The sequence below is a fragment of the Streptosporangium sp. NPDC049078 genome, assembly GCF_040648855.1.
In the GTDB taxonomy this organism is placed as follows: Bacteria; Actinomycetota; Actinomycetes; order Streptosporangiales; family Streptosporangiaceae; genus Streptosporangium.
Genome location: NZ_JBEZEL010000008.1, coordinates 211,095 through 232,324, shown reverse-complemented (window position 1 = coordinate 232,324; position 21,230 = coordinate 211,095). Strand labels below are relative to the sequence as shown.

At 70.4% G+C, this 21,230-nt stretch carries 23 protein-coding genes and 1 pseudogene; 16 read left to right on the top strand and 8 right to left on the bottom strand.

The window, feature by feature from the left end; genetic code table 11:
• Positions 1 to 36 precede the first annotated feature (36 nt).
• The 5 genes from AB0B90_RS15650 to AB0B90_RS15630 are packed head-to-tail and all read left to right on the top strand — an operon-like array spanning position 37 to position 3,568.
• Positions 37 to 1,719 carry a nitrite/sulfite reductase gene (locus tag AB0B90_RS15650; RefSeq protein ID WP_350946721.1) on the top strand — a complete coding sequence of 561 codons (1,683 nt, stop codon included), beginning with the start codon at positions 37 to 39 and terminating at the stop codon, positions 1,717 to 1,719.
• A gap of 49 nt (positions 1,720 to 1,768) precedes the next feature.
• Entirely contained in the window at positions 1,769 to 1,912 is a 144-nt protein-coding gene (locus tag AB0B90_RS15645; protein ID WP_012893136.1) for a hypothetical protein, read from the top strand.
• Positions 1,909 to 2,085 (top strand): hypothetical protein, encoded by a 177-nt coding sequence (locus AB0B90_RS15640; protein ID WP_362900185.1) that lies wholly within the window; start codon positions 1,909 to 1,911, stop codon positions 2,083 to 2,085. The genes AB0B90_RS15645 and AB0B90_RS15640 overlap by 4 nt, the downstream gene beginning before the upstream one ends.
• The gene (locus AB0B90_RS15635) at positions 2,082 to 2,810 is read left to right on the top strand and encodes a phosphoadenylyl-sulfate reductase (RefSeq protein ID WP_362923010.1); all 729 of its coding nucleotides are present in this window, start codon (positions 2,082 to 2,084) and stop codon (positions 2,808 to 2,810) included. Before AB0B90_RS15640 ends, AB0B90_RS15635 begins: the two co-directional genes overlap by 4 nt.
• Entirely contained in the window at positions 2,807 to 3,568 is a 762-nt protein-coding gene (locus AB0B90_RS15630; protein ID WP_362923008.1) for a sirohydrochlorin chelatase, read from the top strand. The genes AB0B90_RS15635 and AB0B90_RS15630 overlap by 4 nt, the downstream gene beginning before the upstream one ends.
• A gap of 35 nt (positions 3,569 to 3,603) precedes the next feature.
• On the opposite strand, the gene AB0B90_RS15625 is transcribed toward AB0B90_RS15630, so the two are convergent.
• Entirely contained in the window at positions 3,604 to 4,344 is a 741-nt protein-coding gene (locus tag AB0B90_RS15625) for a DUF1707 domain-containing protein (protein ID WP_362900189.1), read from the bottom strand.
• A gap of 164 nt (positions 4,345 to 4,508) precedes the next feature.
• Here AB0B90_RS15625 and AB0B90_RS15620 point away from each other — a divergent pair, with 164 nt between their 5' ends.
• From AB0B90_RS15620 to glgX, 4 genes are all read left to right on the top strand, one after another.
• A complete protein-coding gene (locus tag AB0B90_RS15620; RefSeq protein ID WP_350946714.1) occupies positions 4,509 to 5,966 on the top strand; it encodes an ankyrin repeat domain-containing protein in 1,458 nt (485 codons plus the stop codon).
• A 281-nt stretch (positions 5,967 to 6,247) separates the two neighbouring features.
• Positions 6,248 to 7,867, top strand: a complete 1,620-nt coding sequence (locus AB0B90_RS15615; RefSeq protein ID WP_350946713.1) for an isovaleryl-CoA dehydrogenase — start codon at positions 6,248 to 6,250, stop codon at positions 7,865 to 7,867.
• Between the two features lie 106 nt (positions 7,868 to 7,973).
• The gene (locus AB0B90_RS15610; protein ID WP_329083919.1) at positions 7,974 to 8,402 is read left to right on the top strand and encodes an OsmC family protein; all 429 of its coding nucleotides are present in this window, start codon (positions 7,974 to 7,976) and stop codon (positions 8,400 to 8,402) included.
• A 338-nt stretch (positions 8,403 to 8,740) separates the two neighbouring features.
• A complete protein-coding gene (glgX, locus tag AB0B90_RS15605) occupies positions 8,741 to 10,861 on the top strand; it encodes a glycogen debranching protein GlgX (protein ID WP_350946712.1) in 2,121 nt (706 codons plus the stop codon).
• Between the two features lie 105 nt (positions 10,862 to 10,966).
• Here the strand turns inward: glgX and AB0B90_RS15600 are convergent, their stop codons facing one another.
• Complete coding sequence (locus AB0B90_RS15600; RefSeq protein WP_350946711.1) at positions 10,967 to 11,353, bottom strand: hypothetical protein; 387 nt, start codon at positions 11,351 to 11,353, stop codon at positions 10,967 to 10,969.
• 145 nt (positions 11,354 to 11,498) lie between these two features.
• Between AB0B90_RS15600 and AB0B90_RS15595 the strand changes: the two genes are divergently transcribed.
• The 4 genes from AB0B90_RS15595 (at position 11,499) to AB0B90_RS15580 (ending at position 14,227) form a co-directional block, all read left to right on the top strand.
• Entirely contained in the window at positions 11,499 to 12,239 is a 741-nt protein-coding gene (locus tag AB0B90_RS15595) for a pyrimidine reductase family protein (RefSeq protein ID WP_350946710.1), read from the top strand.
• A 177-nt stretch (positions 12,240 to 12,416) separates the two neighbouring features.
• A complete protein-coding gene (locus AB0B90_RS15590; protein ID WP_362923005.1) occupies positions 12,417 to 12,785 on the top strand; it encodes a hypothetical protein in 369 nt (122 codons plus the stop codon).
• A gap of 226 nt (positions 12,786 to 13,011) precedes the next feature.
• Complete coding sequence (locus AB0B90_RS15585; protein WP_350946708.1) at positions 13,012 to 13,401, top strand: hypothetical protein; 390 nt, start codon at positions 13,012 to 13,014, stop codon at positions 13,399 to 13,401.
• A gap of 16 nt (positions 13,402 to 13,417) precedes the next feature.
• Positions 13,418 to 14,227 carry a hypothetical protein gene (locus AB0B90_RS15580; RefSeq protein WP_350946707.1) on the top strand — a complete coding sequence of 270 codons (810 nt, stop codon included), beginning with the start codon at positions 13,418 to 13,420 and terminating at the stop codon, positions 14,225 to 14,227.
• Positions 14,228 to 14,396: 169 nt separating this feature from the next.
• Here AB0B90_RS15580 and AB0B90_RS15575 read toward each other — a convergent pair whose 3' ends face one another.
• Together AB0B90_RS15575 and AB0B90_RS15570 are read right to left on the bottom strand one after the other, a co-directional pair.
• Complete coding sequence (locus AB0B90_RS15575) at positions 14,397 to 14,849, bottom strand: YbaB/EbfC family nucleoid-associated protein (RefSeq protein ID WP_350946706.1); 453 nt, start codon at positions 14,847 to 14,849, stop codon at positions 14,397 to 14,399.
• Positions 14,850 to 15,002: 153 nt separating this feature from the next.
• Positions 15,003 to 15,491 (bottom strand): NUDIX domain-containing protein, encoded by a 489-nt coding sequence (locus AB0B90_RS15570; RefSeq protein WP_350946705.1) that lies wholly within the window; start codon positions 15,489 to 15,491, stop codon positions 15,003 to 15,005.
• 517 nt (positions 15,492 to 16,008) lie between these two features.
• Here AB0B90_RS15570 and msrB point away from each other — a divergent pair.
• On the top strand, positions 16,009 to 16,410 hold the full coding sequence (gene msrB / locus AB0B90_RS15565; RefSeq protein WP_350946704.1) for a peptide-methionine (R)-S-oxide reductase MsrB: 402 nt from the start codon (positions 16,009 to 16,011) through the stop codon (positions 16,408 to 16,410).
• Positions 16,411 to 16,585: 175 nt separating this feature from the next.
• Positions 16,586 to 16,720, top strand: coding sequence for a hypothetical protein (locus tag AB0B90_RS15560; RefSeq protein ID WP_350946703.1), 135 nt, complete (start codon positions 16,586 to 16,588; stop codon positions 16,718 to 16,720).
• Here the strand turns inward: AB0B90_RS15560 and AB0B90_RS15555 are convergent.
• The 3 genes from AB0B90_RS15555 to hemG form a co-directional block, all read right to left on the bottom strand.
• The gene (locus AB0B90_RS15555) at positions 16,702 to 17,274 is read right to left on the bottom strand and encodes a hypothetical protein (RefSeq protein WP_350946702.1); all 573 of its coding nucleotides are present in this window, start codon (positions 17,272 to 17,274) and stop codon (positions 16,702 to 16,704) included. The genes AB0B90_RS15560 and AB0B90_RS15555 overlap by 19 nt on opposite strands.
• Before the next feature lie 315 nt (positions 17,275 to 17,589).
• Entirely contained in the window at positions 17,590 to 18,291 is a 702-nt protein-coding gene (hemQ, locus tag AB0B90_RS15550; protein ID WP_350946701.1) for a hydrogen peroxide-dependent heme synthase, read from the bottom strand.
• 2 nt (positions 18,292 to 18,293) lie between these two features.
• Positions 18,294 to 19,736, bottom strand: coding sequence for a protoporphyrinogen oxidase (hemG, locus tag AB0B90_RS15545; protein WP_350946700.1), 1,443 nt, complete (start codon positions 19,734 to 19,736; stop codon positions 18,294 to 18,296).
• A 154-nt stretch (positions 19,737 to 19,890) separates the two neighbouring features.
• Here hemG and AB0B90_RS15540 point away from each other — a divergent pair, with 154 nt between their 5' ends.
• Positions 19,891 to 20,949, top strand: coding sequence for a DUF4349 domain-containing protein (locus AB0B90_RS15540; RefSeq protein ID WP_350946699.1), 1,059 nt, complete (start codon positions 19,891 to 19,893; stop codon positions 20,947 to 20,949).
• Between the two features lie 72 nt (positions 20,950 to 21,021).
• On the opposite strand, the pseudogene AB0B90_RS15535 reads toward AB0B90_RS15540, so the two are convergent.
• Positions 21,022 to 21,123, bottom strand: a pseudogene (locus AB0B90_RS15535) (uroporphyrinogen decarboxylase family protein); the annotation flags it as partial.
• Positions 21,124 to 21,230 lie beyond the last annotated feature (107 nt).

The following is a 21,230-nucleotide window of genomic DNA, read 5'->3' as shown; positions in this document are numbered from 1 at the left end:
GAAATCATTCCATCGAGCCACAAAAAGGACGCGCGCATGACGACCCCAGCCCGGTCGGCGAACCGACATCACAAGCGCCCGCGCGGCGAAGGTCAGTGGGCTCTCGGTTACCGCGAGCCGCTGAACAAGAACGAGGAGAACAAGAAGAACGACGACGGGCTCAACGTCCGTCAGCGGATCATCGACGTCTACTCCAAGCGCGGCTTCGACTCCATCGACCCCTCCGACCTGCGCGGCCGGATGCGCTGGTTCGGGCTCTACACCCAGCGCAAGCCCGGGATCGACGGCGGCAAGACCGCGATCCTGGAGCCGGAGGAGCTCGACGACCGCTACTTCATGCTCCGGGTCAGGATCGACGGCGGCCGGCTCAACCTGGCCCAGCTGCGCGTCATCGCCGACATCTCCAACCTCTACGGCAGGGGCACCGCCGACGTCACCGACCGGCAGAACATCCAGCTGCACTGGATCGAGATCGAGGCCGTTCCCGACATCTGGGAGCGTCTGGAGTCGGTGGGCCTGTCCACCACGGAGGCCTGTGGCGACACCCCGCGCGTCATCCTGGGCTGCCCGCTGGCCGGGATCGACACCGACGAGGTCATCGACGGTTCCGCGCAGATCCAGGAGATCCACGACACCTACATCGGCGACCCCGCCTACTCCAACCTGCCGCGCAAGTTCAAGTCCGCGGTGAGCGGGTGCCCGGCGCACTGCACCGTGCACGAGATCAACGACGTGGCGTTCGTGGGCGTGGTGAACGAGAACGGCGAGCGCGGCTTCGACCTGTGGGTGGGCGGCGGCCTGTCCACCAACCCGATGCTGGGCAAGCGGCTGGGCGTCTTCCTCACCCCTGACCAGGTCGCCCCCGCCTACGGTGGCGTGATCGGCATCTTCCGCGACTACGGCTACCGCCGCCTGCGCCACCGGGCCAGGATCAAGTTCCTGATCAACGACTGGGGCCCGGAGAAGTTCCGCGACGTCCTGGAGAAGGAATACCTGGGATACGTCCTGCCCGACGGCCCCGCGCCCGAGCAGCCGCGCGGCGGCCGCCGGGACCACGTGGGCGTCTTCCCGCAGAAGGACGGCAACTTCTACGTCGGCTTCGCCCCGAAGGTCGGCCGCCTCGACGGCGACAAGCTGAACCTCATCGCCGACATCGCCGAGCGGCACGGTTCCGACCGGGTGCACACCACGGTCGAGCAGAAGATGGTCATCCTCGACGTGGCACCCGACAGGGTCGACAGCCTCGTCGCCGAGCTGGAGGCGGGCGACCTGCAGGTCAACCCCTCCACCTTCCGCCGCCAGACCATGGCGTGCACCGGGATCGAGTTCTGCAAGCTCGCCATCGTCGAGACCAAGGTCACCGCGGCCAACCTGATCGACGAGCTGGAGCAGCGGCTGCCCGACTTCAAGAGCCCGCTCACCATCAACGTCAACGGCTGCCCCAACTCCTGCGCCCGCATCCAGGTCGCCGACATCGGCCTCAAGGGCCAGCTCGTCGTGAACGACAAGGGCGAGCAGGTCGAGGGCTTCCAGATCCACCTGGGCGGCTCGCTGGGCGTCAACCCCGGCTTCGGCCGCAAGGTCCGCGGCCTGAAGGCCACCTCCGAGGAGCTTCCCGACTACGTGGAGCGCGTGCTCCGCAACTTCGAGAAGCAGAAGGACGAGAACGAGACCTTCTCCGACTGGGTGCAGCGCGCCGACGACGCGGACCTGAAGTGAACGGCCGACACGCCGTCCTTTCGGTAACGGGCGGGACGAGGAGGAGCGGATGAGCGAGCGAGCCGTTCCCTTCCACTGCCCGTACTGCGGTGAGGAAGACCTGGAGCCCTACGAGGGCGACGGCGGCTGGTACTGCCGGTCGTGCGTGCGCGCCTTCAAGCTGAAGTTTCTCGGAATCGGGGTGCGCTCGTGACGCACGGCGAATCCGACGCGGCGAACGTGCCGGCCGCGCCGACCTCTCCGACCGGAGAGGTCACCGCGACCGGCACGGCCCGCACGGTGAGTTCCGGCACGACGACGAGCGCGACGGCCCGTGAGGCACGACCTGCCCGCGCGGCGAACGAGGATTGGATGAGCGAGCGATGACACTGGTGGACATCGAAGTCGGGTTACGTCAGCAGCGCGGGACCCTCGACCTGCAGGAGATCGTCGAGTCGGCCGCGCGGTTCCTTGAGGACGCCTCGGCCCTTGAGATCATCCGCTGGGCGGCGGCGACCTTCGGCGACCGGCTCTGCCTGACCGCCTCCATGAGCGACGCCCTGCTGATCGACCTGGTCAGCCGGGTCAAGCCCGGCGTGGACGTGCTGTTCATCGACACCGGATACCACTTCGCCGAGACGATCGGCACCCGTGACGCCGTCCGGCAGGTCTACGACGTGAACGTGATCGACGTGAAGCCGTCCCGTACGGTGGCGGAGCAGGAGCGCGACCTGGGCCCGCGCCTGTTCGGGCGCAACCCCGACCTGTGCTGCTACCTGCGCAAGGTCGAGCCGCTGAATCGCGCCCTGGAGCCGTATCTCGCCTGGGTCTCCGGCATCCGCCGCGACGAGGCCGTCACCCGCGCCGGCGTCAAGGTCGTCGAGTGGGACGCCAAGCGCCAGATGGTCAAGATCAACCCGATCGCCCGGTGGACGCAGGACGACGTCGACAACTACATGGCCGACAACGGGGTGCTGATCAACCCGCTGCACTACGACGGCTACCCCTCGATCGGCTGCGCCCCCTGCACCCGCCAGGTCGCCCCGGGAGAGGACCCGCGCAGCGGTCGCTGGGCGGGCATGGGCAAGACCGAGTGCGGGCTCCACGTATGACCTGGCGTGCCACCGGCGCCGCTCTCGGGACACCGCTGGTCGCGGTGGCGCACGGGTCCCGTGACCCGCGCGCCGCCGCGACGGTGGAGGCCCTGCTCGACCTGGTACGGGACGCGCGGCCCGAGCTCCTCGTACGCACCGCCTACCTCGACCACGCCTCCCCGACGCTTCCCATGGCGCTGTCGGGGCTCACCGAGGCGGCGGTGCTGCCGCTGCTGCTCACCGAGGCCTACCACAGCCGGGTCGACATCCCCGGCGCGCTGGCCGAGGCGACGGCGCGGCGGCCCCTGCTGCGCGTGCACGCGGGCGCCACGCTCGGCCCGCACCCGCTGCTCGTCGCCGCACTGGAGCGGCGCCTGGCCGAGGCCGGCGTGGAGCCCGGCGAGCCCGGCACCGCCGTGGTGCTGGTCTCGGCCGGTTCCAGCGACCGGCGGGCCAACGCGACGGTCGCCGGGATCGCCGGAGACTGGGCGAGGCTGCGCGGCTGGCGGTCGGTGACCGCGGCCTACGCCTCGGCCGCCGGTCCCACCCCCGAGGAGGCCGTGCTGCGCCTGCGGCGCTCGGGCGCCTCGCGGATCGTGGTCGCCCCCTACCTGCTCGCCCCCGGCCACTTCGCCGACAGGATCCGCCGCGAGACCCTGGCGGCGGGCGCCGACGCCGTCGCCGACGTGCTGGGCGCCGCCCCCGAGGTCGCCGCGGTGCTGCTCGAACGCTACGAACTCGTCACCCACCGACATCCGGCCCTCGCCACCGCCTGAGCCCCTGGGAGACGACTCGCCCCCCTGGGCCGCCCTCAGAGGTCGGGAAGCCGGGGTGGCGCCGGGGGCCAGGGGGGCCTCGGACGCTCCTCGTTGGAGGGGTGGATCTGGTGGGGGCCGGGCCCTGCTCTGTGGTGGCCGTACTCGCCGGTGAGTTCGGCGCGCATCTCCTCCCACTGCTTGCGCCAGGCCGCCATCGCCTTCTTGAGTGGCTTGGCCTTGGAGTCCCCGACCACCTTGACGCTTCCCATGAGGGCGTAGGCCGCGACCCGGACGAGCGGCGCGTTCGTGCCCGGGGGTGCCTCGATGACCTGGACCTTCTTGTCCCCCATGATGGCGATGCCGTCGATCTCGACGTCCACCCCGTCCGGGACGATGATCTTCACGTCACCCATGATCGCGGTGGCCATGATGTCGACCACCCCCGTGCGCACCTCCGCCTGGCGCAGGTCGAGCAGCACGTCGCCCATCACGGCGACGGCGCCGAGTGGCTTGTCGATCCGCCAGGTGCCGCGCCGCTTGGAGCTGCTCATCACCGCCACGAACCAGCGTCGCACCGAGCCGCCCTCCCCCGACGAGGGCTGAGGATAGGCGGGTGCGGGCACCGGGCGACCGCCGGGCAGGTCGGAGGTGATCACCGCCAGCTCGGCCTGGGTGACGGCGGTGTAGGCCGCCTCGGTACGCTCGGTCAGCTCCCCGAGGGTGAGACGGCCCTCGACGGAGGCGACCCGCAACCACTCGACGGCGGCTTCCCGCTCCGCGTCCGAGACCCGCATTTCCCCGGGATTATTCATAACTCACAACATATCGCGAGTTGCTACGGCGTGCGGATCCCCCCGAGGGAGGAAACTCGCTAATCAGATCGGATGACGCCCCCCCACCAGGGGCGCGGGACCGGCGTACGGCCGCGCCGGGGAGGCACGCCATATGATCCGGAGGCATGTACCGAGAACTCCTGGACGCGGTGGCGGCCAACGACGCCGAGCGGGCCGAGCGGCTGCTGCGGAACGGCACGAGCGCCGACCCCGACGGCACGGAAGAGCCCACCGCCCTTTACCTGGCATCGAACCAGGGCCGCGTGGACATCGTGCGCGCGCTGCTGGCCCACGGAGCCGACCCCAACCGGATCAGTGGCGGCGAGGACGAGGGACTGCCCCTGTGCGTGGCCTCCTCCTGGGACCATGTCGAGGTCCTGCGGGCGCTGCTCGCCGCCGGTGCCGACGTGTCCGGGCGGGAGGCCGGCGGATGGACCGCTCTGCTCTGGGCGGCCGCCAACGGGCGGGCGGACGCGGTCGGCGCGCTGCTCGCCGCGGGAGCGAACCCCGAGGACGCCAACGAGGGCGGCGACACCCCGCTCACCCTGGCCACCCGGCGCGGCGCCCTGGGCGTCGTACAGACGCTGCTGCAGGCCGGCGCCGAGGCCGACCGGCCCGACGGCGACGGCGACACGCCGCTTTCCATCGCCTACGACTGGCTGGGCACCCAGCTGGAGAGCGCGCTTCTCGAGCAGCTCACCGAGCAGGCCCCCGAGGGCTCGCAGTTCGTCGTGGGCCGCAGCAGGGCGAAGGACGGCACCGACCTGGTGACCGTCGCGGCGGTGGGACCCGACGGGACCCGCGTCGCCGAACTCACCTGCCAGCGCGGGCACGCGGCCGTCGCCACCCTGCTGGAGGACGCCACGGGCGAGCGGCTGCCGTTCGACGAGCTGGTCGAGCGGGCGATGCCCTACCGGGACATCGACGAGGAGGCCGAGACCTGGTGGACCGTGGCGAGCTCGCTGAGCAGGCGCGACGACGGTGAGACCTTCGACGCGGCGGCGCGGCTGTGCTCGAACGAGGATCCGCGCAAGCGGGAGTTCGCCGTCGACGTGCTCGCCCAGCTCGGCTTCACCGAGAACGAGAAGCCGTTCCTGGAGGAGTCGCTGCCGATCCTGCGACGGATGGCGGCCACCGAGGGCGACGAGCGGGTGCTGCGCTCGGTGCTCGGCGCGCTCGGTCACCACGCCGACCCGCGTGCCCTGCCCGAGGTGCTGGAGATCGTCACCGCCGACGGCTGGACCCGCACCCAGGCCGATCCCGCCGCGCTCGCCGCCGTCCTGCCCCCGGGTCACGCCGAAGGGCTCGCGCTGCTCATCTCCATGACCGAGGACCCCGACGCCGAGGTGCGCGACTGGGCCACCATGGGCCTGGCGGGCCTGACGGAGGACCCCAAGGACAGCGAGCGGATCCGCGACGCGCTCGCCGCCAGGCTCGACGACGAGGACCTGAACACGGTCGCCGAGGCCACGCGCGGCCTCGCCACCCGGGGGGACGCGCGAGCTCAGCGGGGCGCGGAGCGCGTGCTCGCGGAGAGCGACGAGGACGACGACTACGTCCGCGACCTGGTCAAGAATCCCTGACGCGCGGGCGGGGGCCTCACCCGGCGGTCCGCGCCCGCTCTCGCCTCGTCCCGGCGCCGTCGGGACGAGCGCGGATCCTCCCGCGTGGCCGACAGTGGTCCGTACGCGTGTCCGCGCGGTCCGCGCCGTACGCGTACGGCGGGGTGAACTTCCGGAAGCCGGTGTCCAACAGCGGACGTAAATCGGATATAGCGCCCAATAAAGGGCAACTTTCCCCCGGCAGGATGTTGAGATAGGCGCAGAACCCGGCGACGAGCCGAATGAGTTACCGGAGGCCGCACGTGACCCATGACGTCTTCAACCAGGCTCACCCGCTCACCGGACACGACGTGTCCGCCGACGCCGCCCTGATGGACGGCGTGGAACGCGAGGGGGCGGGATGGGCCACCGGGGAACTGCGCCGGCTCGGTCTTCTCGCCGGTTCGGAACAGGCCCAGGAGTGGGGAAGGCTCGCGAACGAGCACCCGCCCGTCCTGCGCACCCACGACCGCTACGGGAGGCGGATCGACGAGGTGGAGTTCCATCCCGCCTGGCACGAGCTGATGACCGTCGCCGTCGACAACGGCATGCACGCCACCCCGTGGGCGAGCGCCAGGCCGGGCGCGCACGTGGCCCGCGCCGCCAAGTTCTACGTCTGGAGCCAGGTCGAGGCCGGACACGGCTGCCCGATCTCGATGACCTACGCCTCGATCGCCGCGCTGCGGCACAGCCCGGCGCTCGCCGCCGACTGGGAGCCCCTGCTGGCCTCGCGGAGCTACGACTTCGGGCTGCGCCCGCCGCTCGGCAAGCGCGGCGTGCTCGCGGGAATGGCGATGACCGAGAAGCAGGGCGGCTCCGACGTTCGCGCGGGCACCACCCGCGCCGAACCGCTGGGCGACGGGAGCTACGCCCTGACCGGGCACAAGTGGTTCAACTCCGCCCCGATGTGCGACGTGTTCCTCGTCCTCGCCCAGGCCCCCGGCGGACTGTCGTGCTTCCTGCTCCCCCGCGTCCTTCCCGACGGCACCCGCAACGCCGTCCACCTGATGCGGCTGAAGGACAAGCTGGGCAACAGGTCCAACGCCAGCGCCGAGGTGGAGTACCACGGCGCGACGGCCCATCTGGTGGGCGAGGAGGGACGCGGAGTGCGGACCATCCTGGAGATGGTCAACATGACCCGGCTGGACTGCGTGATCGGCTCGGCGGCCGGCATGCGGTACGGCGTCACGCAGGCCGTCCACCACACCCGGCACCGCGGGGCGTTCGGCAGGAAGCTCGCCGACCAGCCGCTGATGCGCAACGTCCTGGCCGAGCTCGCCCTGGAGTCGGAGGCGGCGACCGTCCTGATGACGCGGCTGGCCGGAGCCACCGACCGGGCCATCGCCGGCGACCAGGCCGAGGCCGCGCTGCGCCGCACCGCGCTGGCCGTGAGCAAGTACTGGATCTGCAAGCGCGCTCCGGCGCACGCGGCGGAGGCGCTGGAGTGCCTGGGAGGAAACGGCTACGTCGAGGAGTCGCAGATGCCCAGGCTGTTTCGTGAATCGCCGCTGAACGGCATCTGGGAGGGATCGGGGAACGTCGCGGCGCTCGACGTGCTGCGCGCCCTGGGCCGCGAGCCCGAGGCGCGGGAGGTGTTCTTCGCCGAGGTCGCGCTCGCCGCCGGCGCCGACCGGCACCTGGACGCCGCCGCCGACCGCCTGCGCAAGTCCCTGGACGACACAGGCGACTTCGAGGTCCGCGCCCGGCGCGTCGCCGAGGACATGGCGCTGGTGCTGCAGGGCTCCCTGCTCGTGCGGCTCGCCCCCGCGGCCGTCGCCGACGCCTTCTGCGTCTCCCGCCTGGCCGGGGACACCGGCCGCGCCTTCGGCACCCTGCCCGCCGGCCTGGATCTGGACGCCCTCCTCGACCGCGCCTCCTTCTGACCTCCGGTGCCCGGCTGTGTCCGGGGCGCGCCCCGGACACAGCCGGGCACCGGCGCCGAGTAGGGTCGGTCATGGCCAACGGTTCATGATCGAAAGGATAATCGCCATGGCGACGACACGTACCGCGACGACCCAGTGGAAGGGCGCGCTGCTCGACGGTTCCGGCAGCGTCTCCCTCGACTCCTCCGGGGTGGGCACGTTCGACGTGTCCTGGCCCTCGCGCGCCGAGCAGGCCAATGGCAAGACCTCTCCCGAGGAGCTCATCGCGGCCGCCCACTCCTCGTGCTTCTCGATGGCCCTCTCCCACGGGCTGGCCCAGGCGGGCACCCCGCCCCAGACCGTGGAGACGAAGGCCGACGTGACCTTCCAGCCGGGTGAGGGCATCACCGGGATCGTCATCTCGGTCCGCGCCCAGGTTCCCGGCCTCACGGCCGAGCAGTTCCAGGAGGCGGCCGAGACGGCCAAGGCCAACTGCCCGGTGAGCAAGGCCCTCTCGGGCACGACGATCAGTCTCAACGCCGAACTGCTGAGCTGATCACGGCCGTACGCGCACGCCGCCGATCGGGGCCGTAGGCGCGCGATCGGGCTGACCGGGGACCGAACCGCTCCGGCCGGGCACTCACCCGGCCGGACCTTCTTCAGCGGCAACCGCCTCGAACCGGTCACCCTGGGTGGTCGGCGGCGGGCCGGGCACGACATCTTCGCGGCCACGCGTGTCCTCGCCGGACACGCGTGGTCACAGCGCATGCACGGAAACGGCAGGTACGGAAAGCACGCCAAACCCCGGATACGAAACTCCTCAATACCACCTTAAAGTGACAGAGGCGAGAACACCCTGCACAGGGGAGCCTTACCAGAGGAGAATAGGGTCACATGCGCGCAGTCTGGCCGGGAGAGTCTTATCCGCTCGGCGCCACCTGGGATGGCGTGGGTGCCAACTTCTCACTGTTCTCCGAGGTAGCGGAGCGTGTCGAGCTCTGCCTTTTCGGAGACGACGACCGCGAGGAGCGCGTCGAGCTGACCGAGGTCGACGGATTCGTCTGGCACGGCTACGTCCCGGGGATCATGCCGGGGCAACGGTACGGCTACCGGGTCCACGGCCCCTACAACCCCGACCAGGGGCACCGGTGCAACCCTTCCAAACTGCTCCTCGATCCCTACGCCAAGGCCGTCGAGGGCGACGTGAAGTGGAACGAGGCGATGTTCTCGTACCAGTTCACCGATCCGGGAAACCGCAACGACGAGGACACCGCCCCCTTCATGCCGAAGAACGTGGTGATCAACCCGTTCTTCGAGTGGGGCAACGACAGGTCGCCCCGGACCCCGTACCACCAGACCGTGATCTACGAGGCGCACGTGCGCGGGCTCACGATGCGCCACCCCGCGGTGCCCGAGGAGCAGCGCGGCACCTACGCGGGACTGGCCCACCCGGCGGTCATCGACCATCTGCTGAGCCTGGGCGTCACCGCGGTGGAGCTGATGCCGGTGCACCAGTACGTCCCCGAGCACGCGATGGTCGCCAGAGGGCTGACCAACTACTGGGGTTACAACACGATCGCCTACCTGGCCCCGCACGCCGCCTACTCCGGCTCGGGCCAGCGCGGTGAGCAGGTGCTGGAGTTCAAGGCGATGGTGCGGGCGCTGCACGAGGCGGGCATCGAGGTCATCCTCGACGTGGTCTACAACCACACCGCCGAGGGTGATCACATGGGTCCCACGCTGGGCTTCCGCGGCATCGACAACCGGTCGTACTACCGCCTGCACGACGGCGACCGGCGCTACTACCTCGACTACACCGGTTGTGGGAACTCCCTCAACGTCCGCTCTCCGCACGCCCTCCAGCTGATCATGGACTCGCTGCGCTACTGGGTGCTGGAGATGCACGTGGACGGCTTCAGGTTCGACCTGGCCTCCGCCCTCGCCCGCGAACTGCACGACGTCGACCGGCTGAGCGCCTTCTTCGACCTGATCCAGCAGGATCCGGTGATCTCCCAGGTGAAGCTGATCGCCGAACCGTGGGACGTGGGGCCGGGCGGTTACCAGGTGGGCAACTTCCCGCCGCTGTGGATGGAGTGGAACGGCAAGTACCGCGACAGCGTGCGCGACTTCTGGCGCGGGAGCGGGTCCGCGCTGCCCGAGTTCGCCTCCCGGCTGACCGGGTCCGCCGACCTCTACGCCATCTCGGGGCGCCGCCCGGTGGCCTCCATCAACTTCGTCACCTGCCACGACGGGTTCACCCTGACCGACCTGGTCTCCTACGACCACAAGCACAACGAGGCCAACCTGGAGAACAACCGCGACGGCACCGACGACAACCGGTCGTGGAACTGCGGGGCCGAGGGCCCGGTGGAGGACCCGGAGATCGTGAACCTGCGCCGGCGCCAGCGCCGCAACTTCCTGGTCACCCTGTTCGTCTCCCAGGGCGTGCCGATGCTGCCGGCCGGCGACGAGTTCGGCAGGACCCAGCACGGCAACAACAACGCCTACTGCCAGGACAACGAGGTCTCCTGGATCGACTGGTCGCTGGCCGGAAGCGAGGGAGACCTCCTCGACTTCGTCAGGAGCCTGTCCAAACTGCGGCGAGAGCATCCCGTCTTCCAGCGGCGGCGTTTCTTCCACGGCCACAAGGCCGACGACGGGACCCGCGACATCGTCTGGCTCACTCCGGCCGGGGTGGAGATGTCGGCCGGTGACTGGCACACCGGTTACGCCAAGTCGCTCACCGTCTTTCTGAACGGCGACGCCATCACCGAACCGGACACGCGAGGCGAGCGGATCGTGGACGACTCGTTCCTGCTCCTGATCAACGCCCACCACGAGAACATGGCCTTCAGCCTCCCCGAGGCGAAGTACGGCAAGCGATGGCAGCACGTGCTGGACACCGCGGACGACGGTCCTGAGACGTTCCCCTTCTCCGAGGGGTCCTGGCCGGCCGAGGCCTCGGTGGAGGTGACCGGGCGCTCGGTGCGGATCCTGCGCTGCGCGCGCCTGTAGGGATCCCGTACGCCCCTCGGGCGGCGAACAGGAGAGACGGCTCTCAGACGCCGGACGCCCCCGACATCGGACTCTCGACCCCCTGAACCCTCAAGCGCCGGACTCTCAGGCACCGGACGCGACCGCGGCGGTGAGCAGGACGAGCACGAACGTCACCACTCCCACGGCGCCGTGCAGCAGGACGGCGACCACGGGAAAGCGCTGCTCGGCGCCGCGGGCGTGGCGGCCGGCGCCCAGCCAGCGGGTGAACATGGTGAAGCCCAGCAGCGCGGAGGCCGAGAGCACACCGAACGACAGCCAGGCGAAGAGCGGGTCCAAGGTGACCACGTGGACGACCCAGCAGGCCAGGGCGGAGATCGCCAGGACCGGATGAGCGAAGATCAACAACGTCGGAAAGCGAGTCACCTTGGTCGCCTGCTGACGTAGCCCTCCCCCGGAGAGCCACAGGTACAGCAGGTAGATCCCGGCCATCGCGGTGATCAACCATGTCACGATCGTGACAAGCCTCACACGACCCTCCCGTCTCTTCAAGGATGAATCATGTATCGGGAGTCATCCGAAGTCACTACAAGCCACCCCAACCGTTATCGACCATTCCGGGAAAGTTCACAGCTCGCCTCCGTGCGAAGGTAGGGCCATGCGCCTCATCCATCCCGAGACCTCCGCCGAGGTCGATCTCGCGCGGGTCTACGCCTATCCGGACGACCCGTGCCTCAGGATCAACATGGTCGCCAGCGCCGACGGCGGGACCTGGCTGAAGGGTTTGTCCGGCGAACTGTCCGGCAGGGGCGACCGCCAGGTCTTCTGGGTGCTGCGCGGGCTGGCCGACGTCGTCGTGGCCGGGGCGGCGACCGTACGGGCCGAGGGGTACGGCCCGGTACGGGCCAGGCCGTCGTGGCGCGGGCTGCGCGAGGGACGCCCCGCCGTCCCGCCGGTGGCGGTGATCACCCGCGGGCTCGATCTCGACCTGTCGGGCCCGCTGTTCACCGACGCGGACCCCGAGGCGCGAACGATCGTCGTCACCTGTGAGGCGGCCCCCAGGGAACGCCGCGAGGAGGCCGCCAGGAACGCCGACGTGATCGTGGCCGGGGGCGAGCGGGTGGATCCGGCGCTGGCGGTGAGGGAACTCGCCGAACGCGGCCTGGGCCGGATGCTGTGCGAAGGCGGCCCGAAGGTGAACGCCCAGTTCGCCGCCGCGGATCTGGTCGACGAACTCTGTCTCACGGTGAGCCCGATACTGATCGGCGGAGACGCCGCCAGGGTCCTCGACGGCCCGTCCTCGCTCGCTCGCCTGCGCCTCGCCCACGTCCTGGAGGACGAGGGGTTCCTCTTCACCCGCTACGTCCGGCGACGTGACGAGGAGACCGAGACCGTCTGAGGCCCGATCCCCACCGCGCCGAGGGCGCAGGGATGCCGAGGACACAGAGGACGGCGAGGGCTCAGGGACGCCGAGGACGCCGAGGACTCAAAGGGTCCCGTGACCTCGCCGAGGGTTCCGCGAGGCCGGGCCGGCATTCGCCTGGACTTCCCCGCACAGAAACGATATATCTCGAATATGCCACGAACCCCTTCCTCCGACGACGACCTGCGCGCCTCGCTCGAGGCCCGCAGGCATCTGGGGCCGGAATACGAAGACTCCCTCGTCGAGGGCTTCCTGGAGAAGATGGACCAGGAGATCGACAAACGGGTGGACGACCGGCTCGCCCAGGCGCGCGGGGAGAGCCCCGGGGTCCGCCCGTCCCTGGACGCCGGGCAGCGGCTCGCCCTGTCGATCATCTCCCTCGGGCTCGGGGTGCCGGGGACGGTCGCGGTGTCCTACACCGGCCTGAGCGAATCAGTCCTCATGTTCATCCTGGCGCTCATGTGGGTCGGGATCATCGGCGTGAACGTGACGTTCGCCGCCGCCCGGCGACGCCGAGGCTGACCCTCACCCCCGTTCCGGCCGCGCTCCCGCCGCGCTCCCGCCGCTTTCCCGCGCCCGGCGGGTCGAGCCCGCTCGACCGCGCCGGGCTTTTTGATCTTTGTCACAAAGATCGAGAGATACCTGTGATGTTGTTGGTTCTCCTGATTTACTCCTCGTTCATAGACAGGAAACCGGGAGTCGCGCCACGGGGGTGCGGCACGCGTGACATCCAGGAGGCCGACGCACAGTGGTCGACGTCAACACAGAGGCCCTCAAGGCCGCCACCCAGAACCTGATCAGGGTCTTCCGGCCGATCGCGGAGCAGGTCAGCACCCTGGCCGAGAACACACGGCTCAGCGCCTACCAGTGGGGCGCCATCGGCGCGGTCACGGTGGCCAACAACTACACACCGTCCCGGGAGTACCAGGCCAAGCAGGCCGCCGACTTCGTCAAATGCCTCGACGGCATCAACGCGGGACTGCTCAGCGTGGTGCACCACTACCGGGAGGCCGAACTGGCGACCGCCATTCGCGCACAGGACACGCTGAAGACGGCCGACCTCCAGGGCAAGATCGCGCTGGACGTGGCCGACCTCGAAAGGGCGACGAAGGGCAAGGCCCTGGGGCCCACCGACTGAACGGGAAGGAGGCTCCATGGCGGGCGAAGAGGCTTTCACCGGTGCCATAGCCGGGGTCGCCACCATCGGCGGGATGAAGCTCCTGGGCACCTACGGCCCCGCGTGGGCCGCCACCCTGGCGAAGATCCAGCTGGCCGGGACACTGGCCAAGCCCGCGGCGGGCGCGGCGGCCGTATGGCTGCTCGCCCAGCCGGGGGACGACCAGGCGATCACCGAGGCGTTCAACGACTGGCGTACGGTCAACCTGAAACTCCTGCACCTGCGGACGAGGGAGTGGGACAACGAGGTCAAGGCGGTTCAGGCAGCCTGGCCCGAGGGCGAGGACCGCAAGGCCTTCGACAGGTTCATGTCGATCGTCTTCCAGGAGGTCCAGCAGCTGGAGACGGCCGCGTCGCAGATGGCCACCGCGGTGCAGGGCGCCCAGTCGGAGATCCATAAGATCGTCAACAACGCCGGAACGATCGTCGACGGCCTCCTGGGCATCATCATCGCCTCGGAGATCGTCGAGCTGATCGGCAAGCAGATGATGGCCTCGGCCGTACCGCCGGTCGCCGCGCAGGGCGCCACGTTGGTGGCGATAGCCAAGGCCACTCAGGAGTCGTCCGGGCTCCTGCTGATGGGCACGACGGTCAACGCGGTCGTCGGCGCGACGGCGGCCGTCATCTTCAGCCTGGGCAACCTGACGGCACTGATGGGCGCGGACAACCAGTTCCCCCTGCCGCAGGCCAACCTCGACAGTGACGGCACGGACGGCAGGACGGACTTCGACGACATCGTGCGCAAGAGCGCGACCAGATCGCCGGGGGAAGGCTGGTCCTACACCTGATCGCACATGACGCGGGGCGGGGACATGACGTGTCCCCGCCCCGCGTCGTGTGCGACCGCGTCGGATCTCGTACCCGGCGCGCGCCGACACGGACGCGACCCGGCGCCGGAGCCCTCGTCGCGCATCGCGTGCACGTCGGCGTCACCGTGGTCCCGGTGCGGGAGCCGCCTCAGACCTGGTACTTGTCGCGCATCTCCCGCAGGTTCCGCAGCGCCTCGGCGACCCGTGGATCCGCGGAGAGACCACCCTCCGGGTCCAGGGTGGGCATCCGCCCCTGCAGCGCCTCACTGAACCCCGTCATGCCGCCGAGCAGGGGCGCCAGTACCTCGTCCATCCGGGCGGCCGCCATCTTCGAGGCCTCCCCCACGGCCTCCATGATCGCCTCTCCCAGCGCCTCCGAGCCCAGTCTCATCGCCCTGGGATTGATGTCGACGCCCAGCAGTGCCCCGCCGGGAGCGACCTCCACCTTCACCAGCCCGTCGGCCGCCTCGCCGTGGGCCCGCATCTCGGTCAGCTCCTCACGCATCCGCTCGTAGCGCGCCGAGAGCTTGTCGAACCCCTCCGCCAGCTGGTCCACCTCAGGATTACCCGTCCGCCCGAAGCGGCCGTCAGCCGTGGTCATCCGAATCCTCCAGGAAACGAGTCAAGATCAAAAATGCCATACGCACTCTAATGCCCCATATGGCGATAACGCGGGTAAACAGCCACCATCCACCTCAAGGAAGTCGCCCGACGACGGGCCCGAACAGGCTCGGCGCTCTCCAGGGGGCGCCGTTCAGGCGCGTGCGGCCGACCAGCCGATGTGAGGTGCCACCCGGGCGAGCAGGCCCGGCAGCGCGGGGTGAAGGCCGGTCGGCAGTTCGTCCTCGCCGAACCAGGTCAGGTTCCCGATGCGGTCCGGCTCCGACGGCGTGACCTCGCGCGGGTCGACCAGAACCGCGAACTGGACGGACACCCAGTGGGTCGGCGCGTCTCCCGAGGTCCGCCTCACGTTGGCCACCCCCACCTGGACCAGCTCCATGGCGGTGGCGCCGAACTCCTCCCCCACCTCACGCCGCACACACTCCTCGAAGTCCTCGCCGAAACCGAGTTCGCCCGCCCCGGAGTCCCACACCTCGCGGCTGTCTCTCGCCTTGGGGCCGCGCAGGTGAAGAAGGACGCGGCCCTCGCCGTCGTGGCAGACGAAGCTGCAGCTGACCCCGATGTGGGAGCGGCCCGCCGGGCGGGGGTCGACGGGTGCCGTGCTGTTGTCGCGGTCGCTCAAGGGAGTCCGTCCTGGGCAGGGGAGGCGCGGGCGGTCGCCCGCCGGTCAGGGACAACCGTAGGTCAACCGGCACCCGGAGCACACCGCGAGACCGGGAGTCACCGGGTCCCCCTCGGAAGCGCACCCTAAGGCAGCGAGCCGGAACGACGGGCGAAACGGGTGGTCCGCCCCGGAGCCGCCACGGCGGCGGGACCGGGCACTCGACGGGACGGACCAGCATGATCATCTGTCGTACCCACCGGCGTCCGGACGCTGGCGCGCCGCCCGGACGGTGGCATCATGGCCGATCCGCAGAGCGTGGAGCGGCCGGCAGATGATCTCCCCCCTCAGCGGGAAGGTGAAACACCCTCCACATACCTAAAGACGCCAAAACGGCCACAAAAGGATGCTTCGCCCTTCAAGATTTTTCCGGACGCGCACAACACGCGGGCGGCCTCCCGGACACACCCCCTCCGATCGCCCCCCGTCCCCGGATCTCCTCCCTCCGCCCACCCCGGAGACCGCATAGGCTGGTGGAATGGACAAGGTGGTAAAGAGCGACGCCGAGTGGCGCGTCCAGCTCTCTCCCGAGGAGTTCCGCGTGCTCCGCCAGGCGGGGACCGAGCGCGCCTTCACCGGGGAGTACGTCGACACCAAGACGGTGGGTGTCTACAGCTGCCGCGCCTGCGGCGCCGAACTGTTCAGGTCCGATACCAAATTCGACAGCCACTGCGGCTGGCCGAGCTTCTACGAGCCGTCGAAGTCCGAGGCGGTGACCCTGATCGAGGACCGCTCGATGGGCATGACCCGCGTCGAGGTCAGGTGCGCGACCTGCGACTCGCATCTGGGCCACGTGTTCCACGGCGAGGGTTACGGCACCCCCACCGACGACCGATACTGCATCAACTCCGTCTCGCTGAGGCTGGAGCCCGTCGAGTAAGCTACCGGCTCACACCCGTGAAGGCCTCGCCGGAGCGCACCTCCGGTGGGGCCTTCAACGCGTTCGGACAGTCATGTCGCTCCGCCCGGAAGGTTAACGAGCCACCAGGAGGGGCAGAGCGAGACGACCCATGGTATTCACGGTTTCGCTTAGTGTGATCGTCTAAGGAGTCCTCGTGCATCTCCGCCACAAATGGGAGATCATCGAGACCATCGGCCGGGTGGTCACCCAGCGCTGCTCGATCTGCGGCAAAACCCGGGTCCGAGTGGCCCCGGTGGCGCGCCGCGTCGACTATCGCGGACTCGGATAGGTGAGGCGGCAGTCGGGGTCGTCGGGGCCGAGGACGTTGGCCAGGACCGGGTTGCCGTTCTCCCCGAATTCCGCCTGGACGAAGACCACGGGGCTGGGCACGCCGAGCTCTCCGACGAGATAGTCGACCCCCGCCTCACAGAGCTTGATCGCCTGCTTCGAGTTGCTCGCGCTCTCCGGCAGGTCCGTGTATATCCGCAGATAGCCGCCGACCATGCGGATGTCCTTGACCCGCTTAGTCGCCTTACGGCTCTCGAAGTAGGCCACCGCCTTCTTGTCGGTGTGCTTGGACGGCCCCGAGGCCTCGGTCTCCCTGTCTTTCTGGCGCTTCTTCTCGGCCTTGGACCGTTTCGCGGCCTCCTCCTCGCTCTTCGCCCCCTTCCCGTCCACCTCGGCGGCCACCACCGCGCCCGACACGGGGGACTGCGGCGGTGCGGCGGCGCGGGGAACGGCGCTCGGCACCGGCGCCGGGGTCATCCCGCCCGCCGAGGCCTGATCACCGGAAAACCACCCGCTCACCGCGAGGGCCCCCACGGCGAAGGCGGTGACGGCCACCGAGACCTCGAGAACGGGTGAGCGAGACTTCTTTCTCCGGCGCCCCCGAGCACGTCGCCTGGATCGTGCCAGATCTTCGCCCCTTTTCACCTTCGGCCTCACATAGACGGGTGATTTTCCCCGAGTATGACAAAGCCAAGGGACGACAAAGAGACCTTCAGCGGATTATTTTCCGCCGGGCCGTCACAGGAGACACTTCCCTCACCTCACGAAACTCCCGAACCTCACGGGTTTCGAGAGGTTCACGGAGTGTGCCCGGCCGCGCCTCCCCTTCGCCGCCGGGCCGAAGCCCCGCGGCGAAGGAACGCGCGGAGGCTACGGCAGCGCCGCGATCAGCTCGCTCGGCGGCTTGCGGACCCCCGTGTAGAAGGGCGTCTCCTCGCGGGTGTGCCGCCGGGCCTCGGCGCCCCGCAGGACGCGCATCAGGTCGACGATGCGGTGCAACTCGTCGGCCTCGAAGGCAAGCATCCACTCGTAGTCGTTCAGCGAGAAGCAGGCGACGGTGTTCGCCCGCACGTCGGGGTAGTCGCGGGCCATCCTGCCGTGCTCGGCGAGCATCCGGCGGCGGTCGGCGTCGTCCAGGAGATACCACTCCAGGGAACGCACGAACGGGTAGACGCTCACGTACGCCCGCGGCTCCTCCTCGGCCAGGAAGGCCGGGATGTGTGACTTGTTGAACTCGGCCGGTCGGTGCAGCGCCATGGCCGACCAGACCGGCTCGGCCAGCTGTCCCAGGCCGGTGCGGCGGAAGCGCGAGTAGGTCTCCTGCAGGTCCTCCGCCGTCGGGGCGTGCCACCAGAACATGAAGTCGGCGTCGGCGCGGAAACCCGACACGTCGTACAGACCGCGGGTGACCACGTCCTTGCGGCCCATCTGGGCCATGAGCTCCTCGACCTCGGCGGCCATGCCCTCCCGGTGGCCCGGACAGCGCTCCTTCATCCTGAAGACCGACCACATCGTGTAGCGGATCACCTGGTTCAGGTCGCGCGCCTTGGGGCGCGGGTTGGCGTCCGTCATCGTCACCCCTTTGTCAACGAATCGGTGCTGTCCCGCCATTCTCTCGCGGGATCGAGGTGGTCGAGAATCCGGGCCGCCGCGGTACGGGCGGTGGCGACGCAGGCGGGAATGCCGAGACCGTCGTAGGCGGCACCGCACAGGGCCAGGCCGGGCTGGTCGGCGGCGGCCGACCGGATGCGGGCCACCCGGTCGAGGTGGCCCACCTCGTACTGCGGCAGAGACCCTCCCCACCGGGTCACCCGCGAGTCGCGGGGCAGCCCGCGCACGCCCATCACCTCGACCATCTCGGCGATCGCCAATGCGACCAGCTCCGCGTCGTCGCGCTGCAGCACGCCCTCCTCGCCGATCCTGCCGATCGAGCAACGCAGCAGGACCAGGCCGGGGTCGTTCTCGGCCAGGTGCGGCCACTTGACCGAGCTGAACGTGGCGGCCTTGATCGGCCGCCCGTCGACGGCCGGGACCAGGTAGCCGCTGCCGGTCGGCGGAGCGGGGAACGCCTCGCGCGGGTAGGCGAGGGTGACGATGGCCATACTGGCGTACTCGATCCTGGCCAGCTCCGCGGCGGCCCGGGGCACCTCCCCGGCGAGCAGACGGCTCGCCGCGGGCGCGGGAACGGCGATGATCACCGCGTCGGCCTCGACGGTCTCCGGGGCGGGGACGGGTCCGGTGACCAGCAGCCAGCCGTCCTCGGTCCGACGCAGCTCCCTGACCGTGACGCCGGTCCTGATCTCGGCCCCCGAGGCGGCGGCGACGACCTCGGGCAGGCTGCCCATCCCTCGCCTCAGGGTGGTGAAGACGGGGCCGGCGTCCTTGGGGGTGTCGGCGACGATCTCCCTGGTCGCGGCGAGCAGCGACCGCTCCGACCTGGCCGCGATCGCGATCCTCGGCATGGTCGCGTCCAGCGACAGCCGCTCGGCCCTGCCCGCGTAGACGCCGCCGAGCAACGGTTCGACGAGCCGGTCGACCACCTCCTCGCCCATCCTGGCCCGGACGTAGGCCGCCACCGACACGTCGGTGGTGACGCGCGTGGCCGGAAGGATGTGGTCCAGGGGCACCCGGGCCAGGCCCGCCGGGCTCAGCACGCCCGACCTGGCCAGCGCGAGGACGTCGGAGGGAACGCCCATGACGTGTCCCTCCGGCATGGGCCGCAGCGAACCCCTGGTCAGGATGCCCGCCTTGACGGTGCCGGGAGACATCAGCTCGTCGCCCAGCCCGGCCAGCCTGGCCAGCTCCTTGCCCTCGGGCCGCCGGGCGAGCATCGCCTCGGCACCCGCGTCCATCATGACTCCCGCCACCTCGGTGGCGTGCAGCTTGCCGCCGATCCGCGAGGCGCCGTCGAGAACGGTCACCCTGAGGTGCTCGCCGCGCCCTCGCAGGTGCCACGCGGCGGCCAGCCCGGCGATCCCGCCGCCGACGACCACCACATGCCTCCGCTTGCCTTCCATGACTCCCGACCGTATCGCCCCCTCCCCGCGCCCGCGTATCCCGCTCACGCTCCCGGTACCTCCGTGACCCGGCGGCGTGAAGAACGTGACGCCATCGTGACTGCCCGCGTCGAACCGCCTCACCGCGCCGGGCGTCAGGAGGTTCATGAGATCAGTGAGCAGAATCCGGTGTGGTCCGCGCCTGGCCGCTCCCCTGGTGGTCCTGGCGCTGTTGGTGTCCGCCTGCGGAGGAGGGGTCGAGTCGCAGAGCGCGTCCGACGCCGCGGCACCCGCCGCCGGCTCCGGTGCGCGGGGGGACGTCCAGGTCGGCGAGGCGGCCCCGCAGGACGCCTCGGGCAGGGACACCGCCCCGAAGAACGAGGCACAGAAGACCGCCCAGGTGAAGGTGGTCCCACAGGACAGGGCGATCATCTACACGGCGGAGATGACGGTCAGGGCCAAGGACGTCACCGCCGCCGCCGAGCGGGCACGGCAGATCGTCACCGCCGCGGGCGGCTACCTGGCCATGGAGAGGTCGGACGCCCACTCCGGCGGCGAGGGCTCCGCGACGCTGGTCTTCAAGATCCCGCCGGGGAACTATCCCGGCGCGCTCGACCGGCTGGGCAAGGATCTGGGCACCCGCGAGTCGCTGCAGCAGAACACCGAGGACGTCACCGAGCAGGTGGCCGACGTGGAGAGCCGGCTGAAGTCGGCGAAGGCCGCGCTCGACTCGCTGCGCACACTGCTGAAGCGGGCCAACACCATCGGCGAGGTGCTCGAGGTGGAGCGGGAGGTCTCCAACCGCGAGAGCGAGCTGGAGTCCCTGCAGGCGAGGCAGAAGACCCTCGCCTCACAGACGAGCGTGGCGACGCTGACGCTGAACCTGGTCGGCCCCGCGACGGTGGTTCCGCAGGAGGAGGACGAGCCGTCCGGTTTCCTCGGCGGCCTGCGGACGGGGTGGAGCGCCTTCGTCACCGCCGTCAAGGTCGGCCTGACGCTCCTGGGCGTACTGCTCCCCTGGCTCGTCCTCATCGGCCTGGTCTGGCTCGCGGTGGCCCTCATGCGCCGCGGACGGCGCTCAGGACGTGGCGACGGGCCGCTCGGCCCCGCGCCCGCGGACCCCGAGCCGGACCGCTACGACGAGGACGAGGCGGAGGACGGCGAGGACGCGAAGGAGAGCGGGGGCGGAGGACCGGTTCCCATGAGCCCGGGGCGGGGAGGCGCCCCCGGGTGAACGCCCGGGGCGCGCGGGCCGGGCGTCCGACCGCCCGCGATGGGGCGTCTCCGGCCGGGGAGCCGGGTCCGGTCAGCGGGCCGAGGTCTCGTGGACGAAGTCGGTGAGGCGGGCCAGCTGGTCGGGGTCGGTGCCGGGCAGCACTCCGTGGCCCAGGTTGAACACGTGGCCCTCGGTCTCGGCCGCGGGGGGGGGGGGGGGGTGCACCGCGGGCGGCCGGGCCATGCGTGGGGGGGGGGGGTCGGGCGGGCAGCACATTGGCTGGCGGGCCCTGTGGGGGC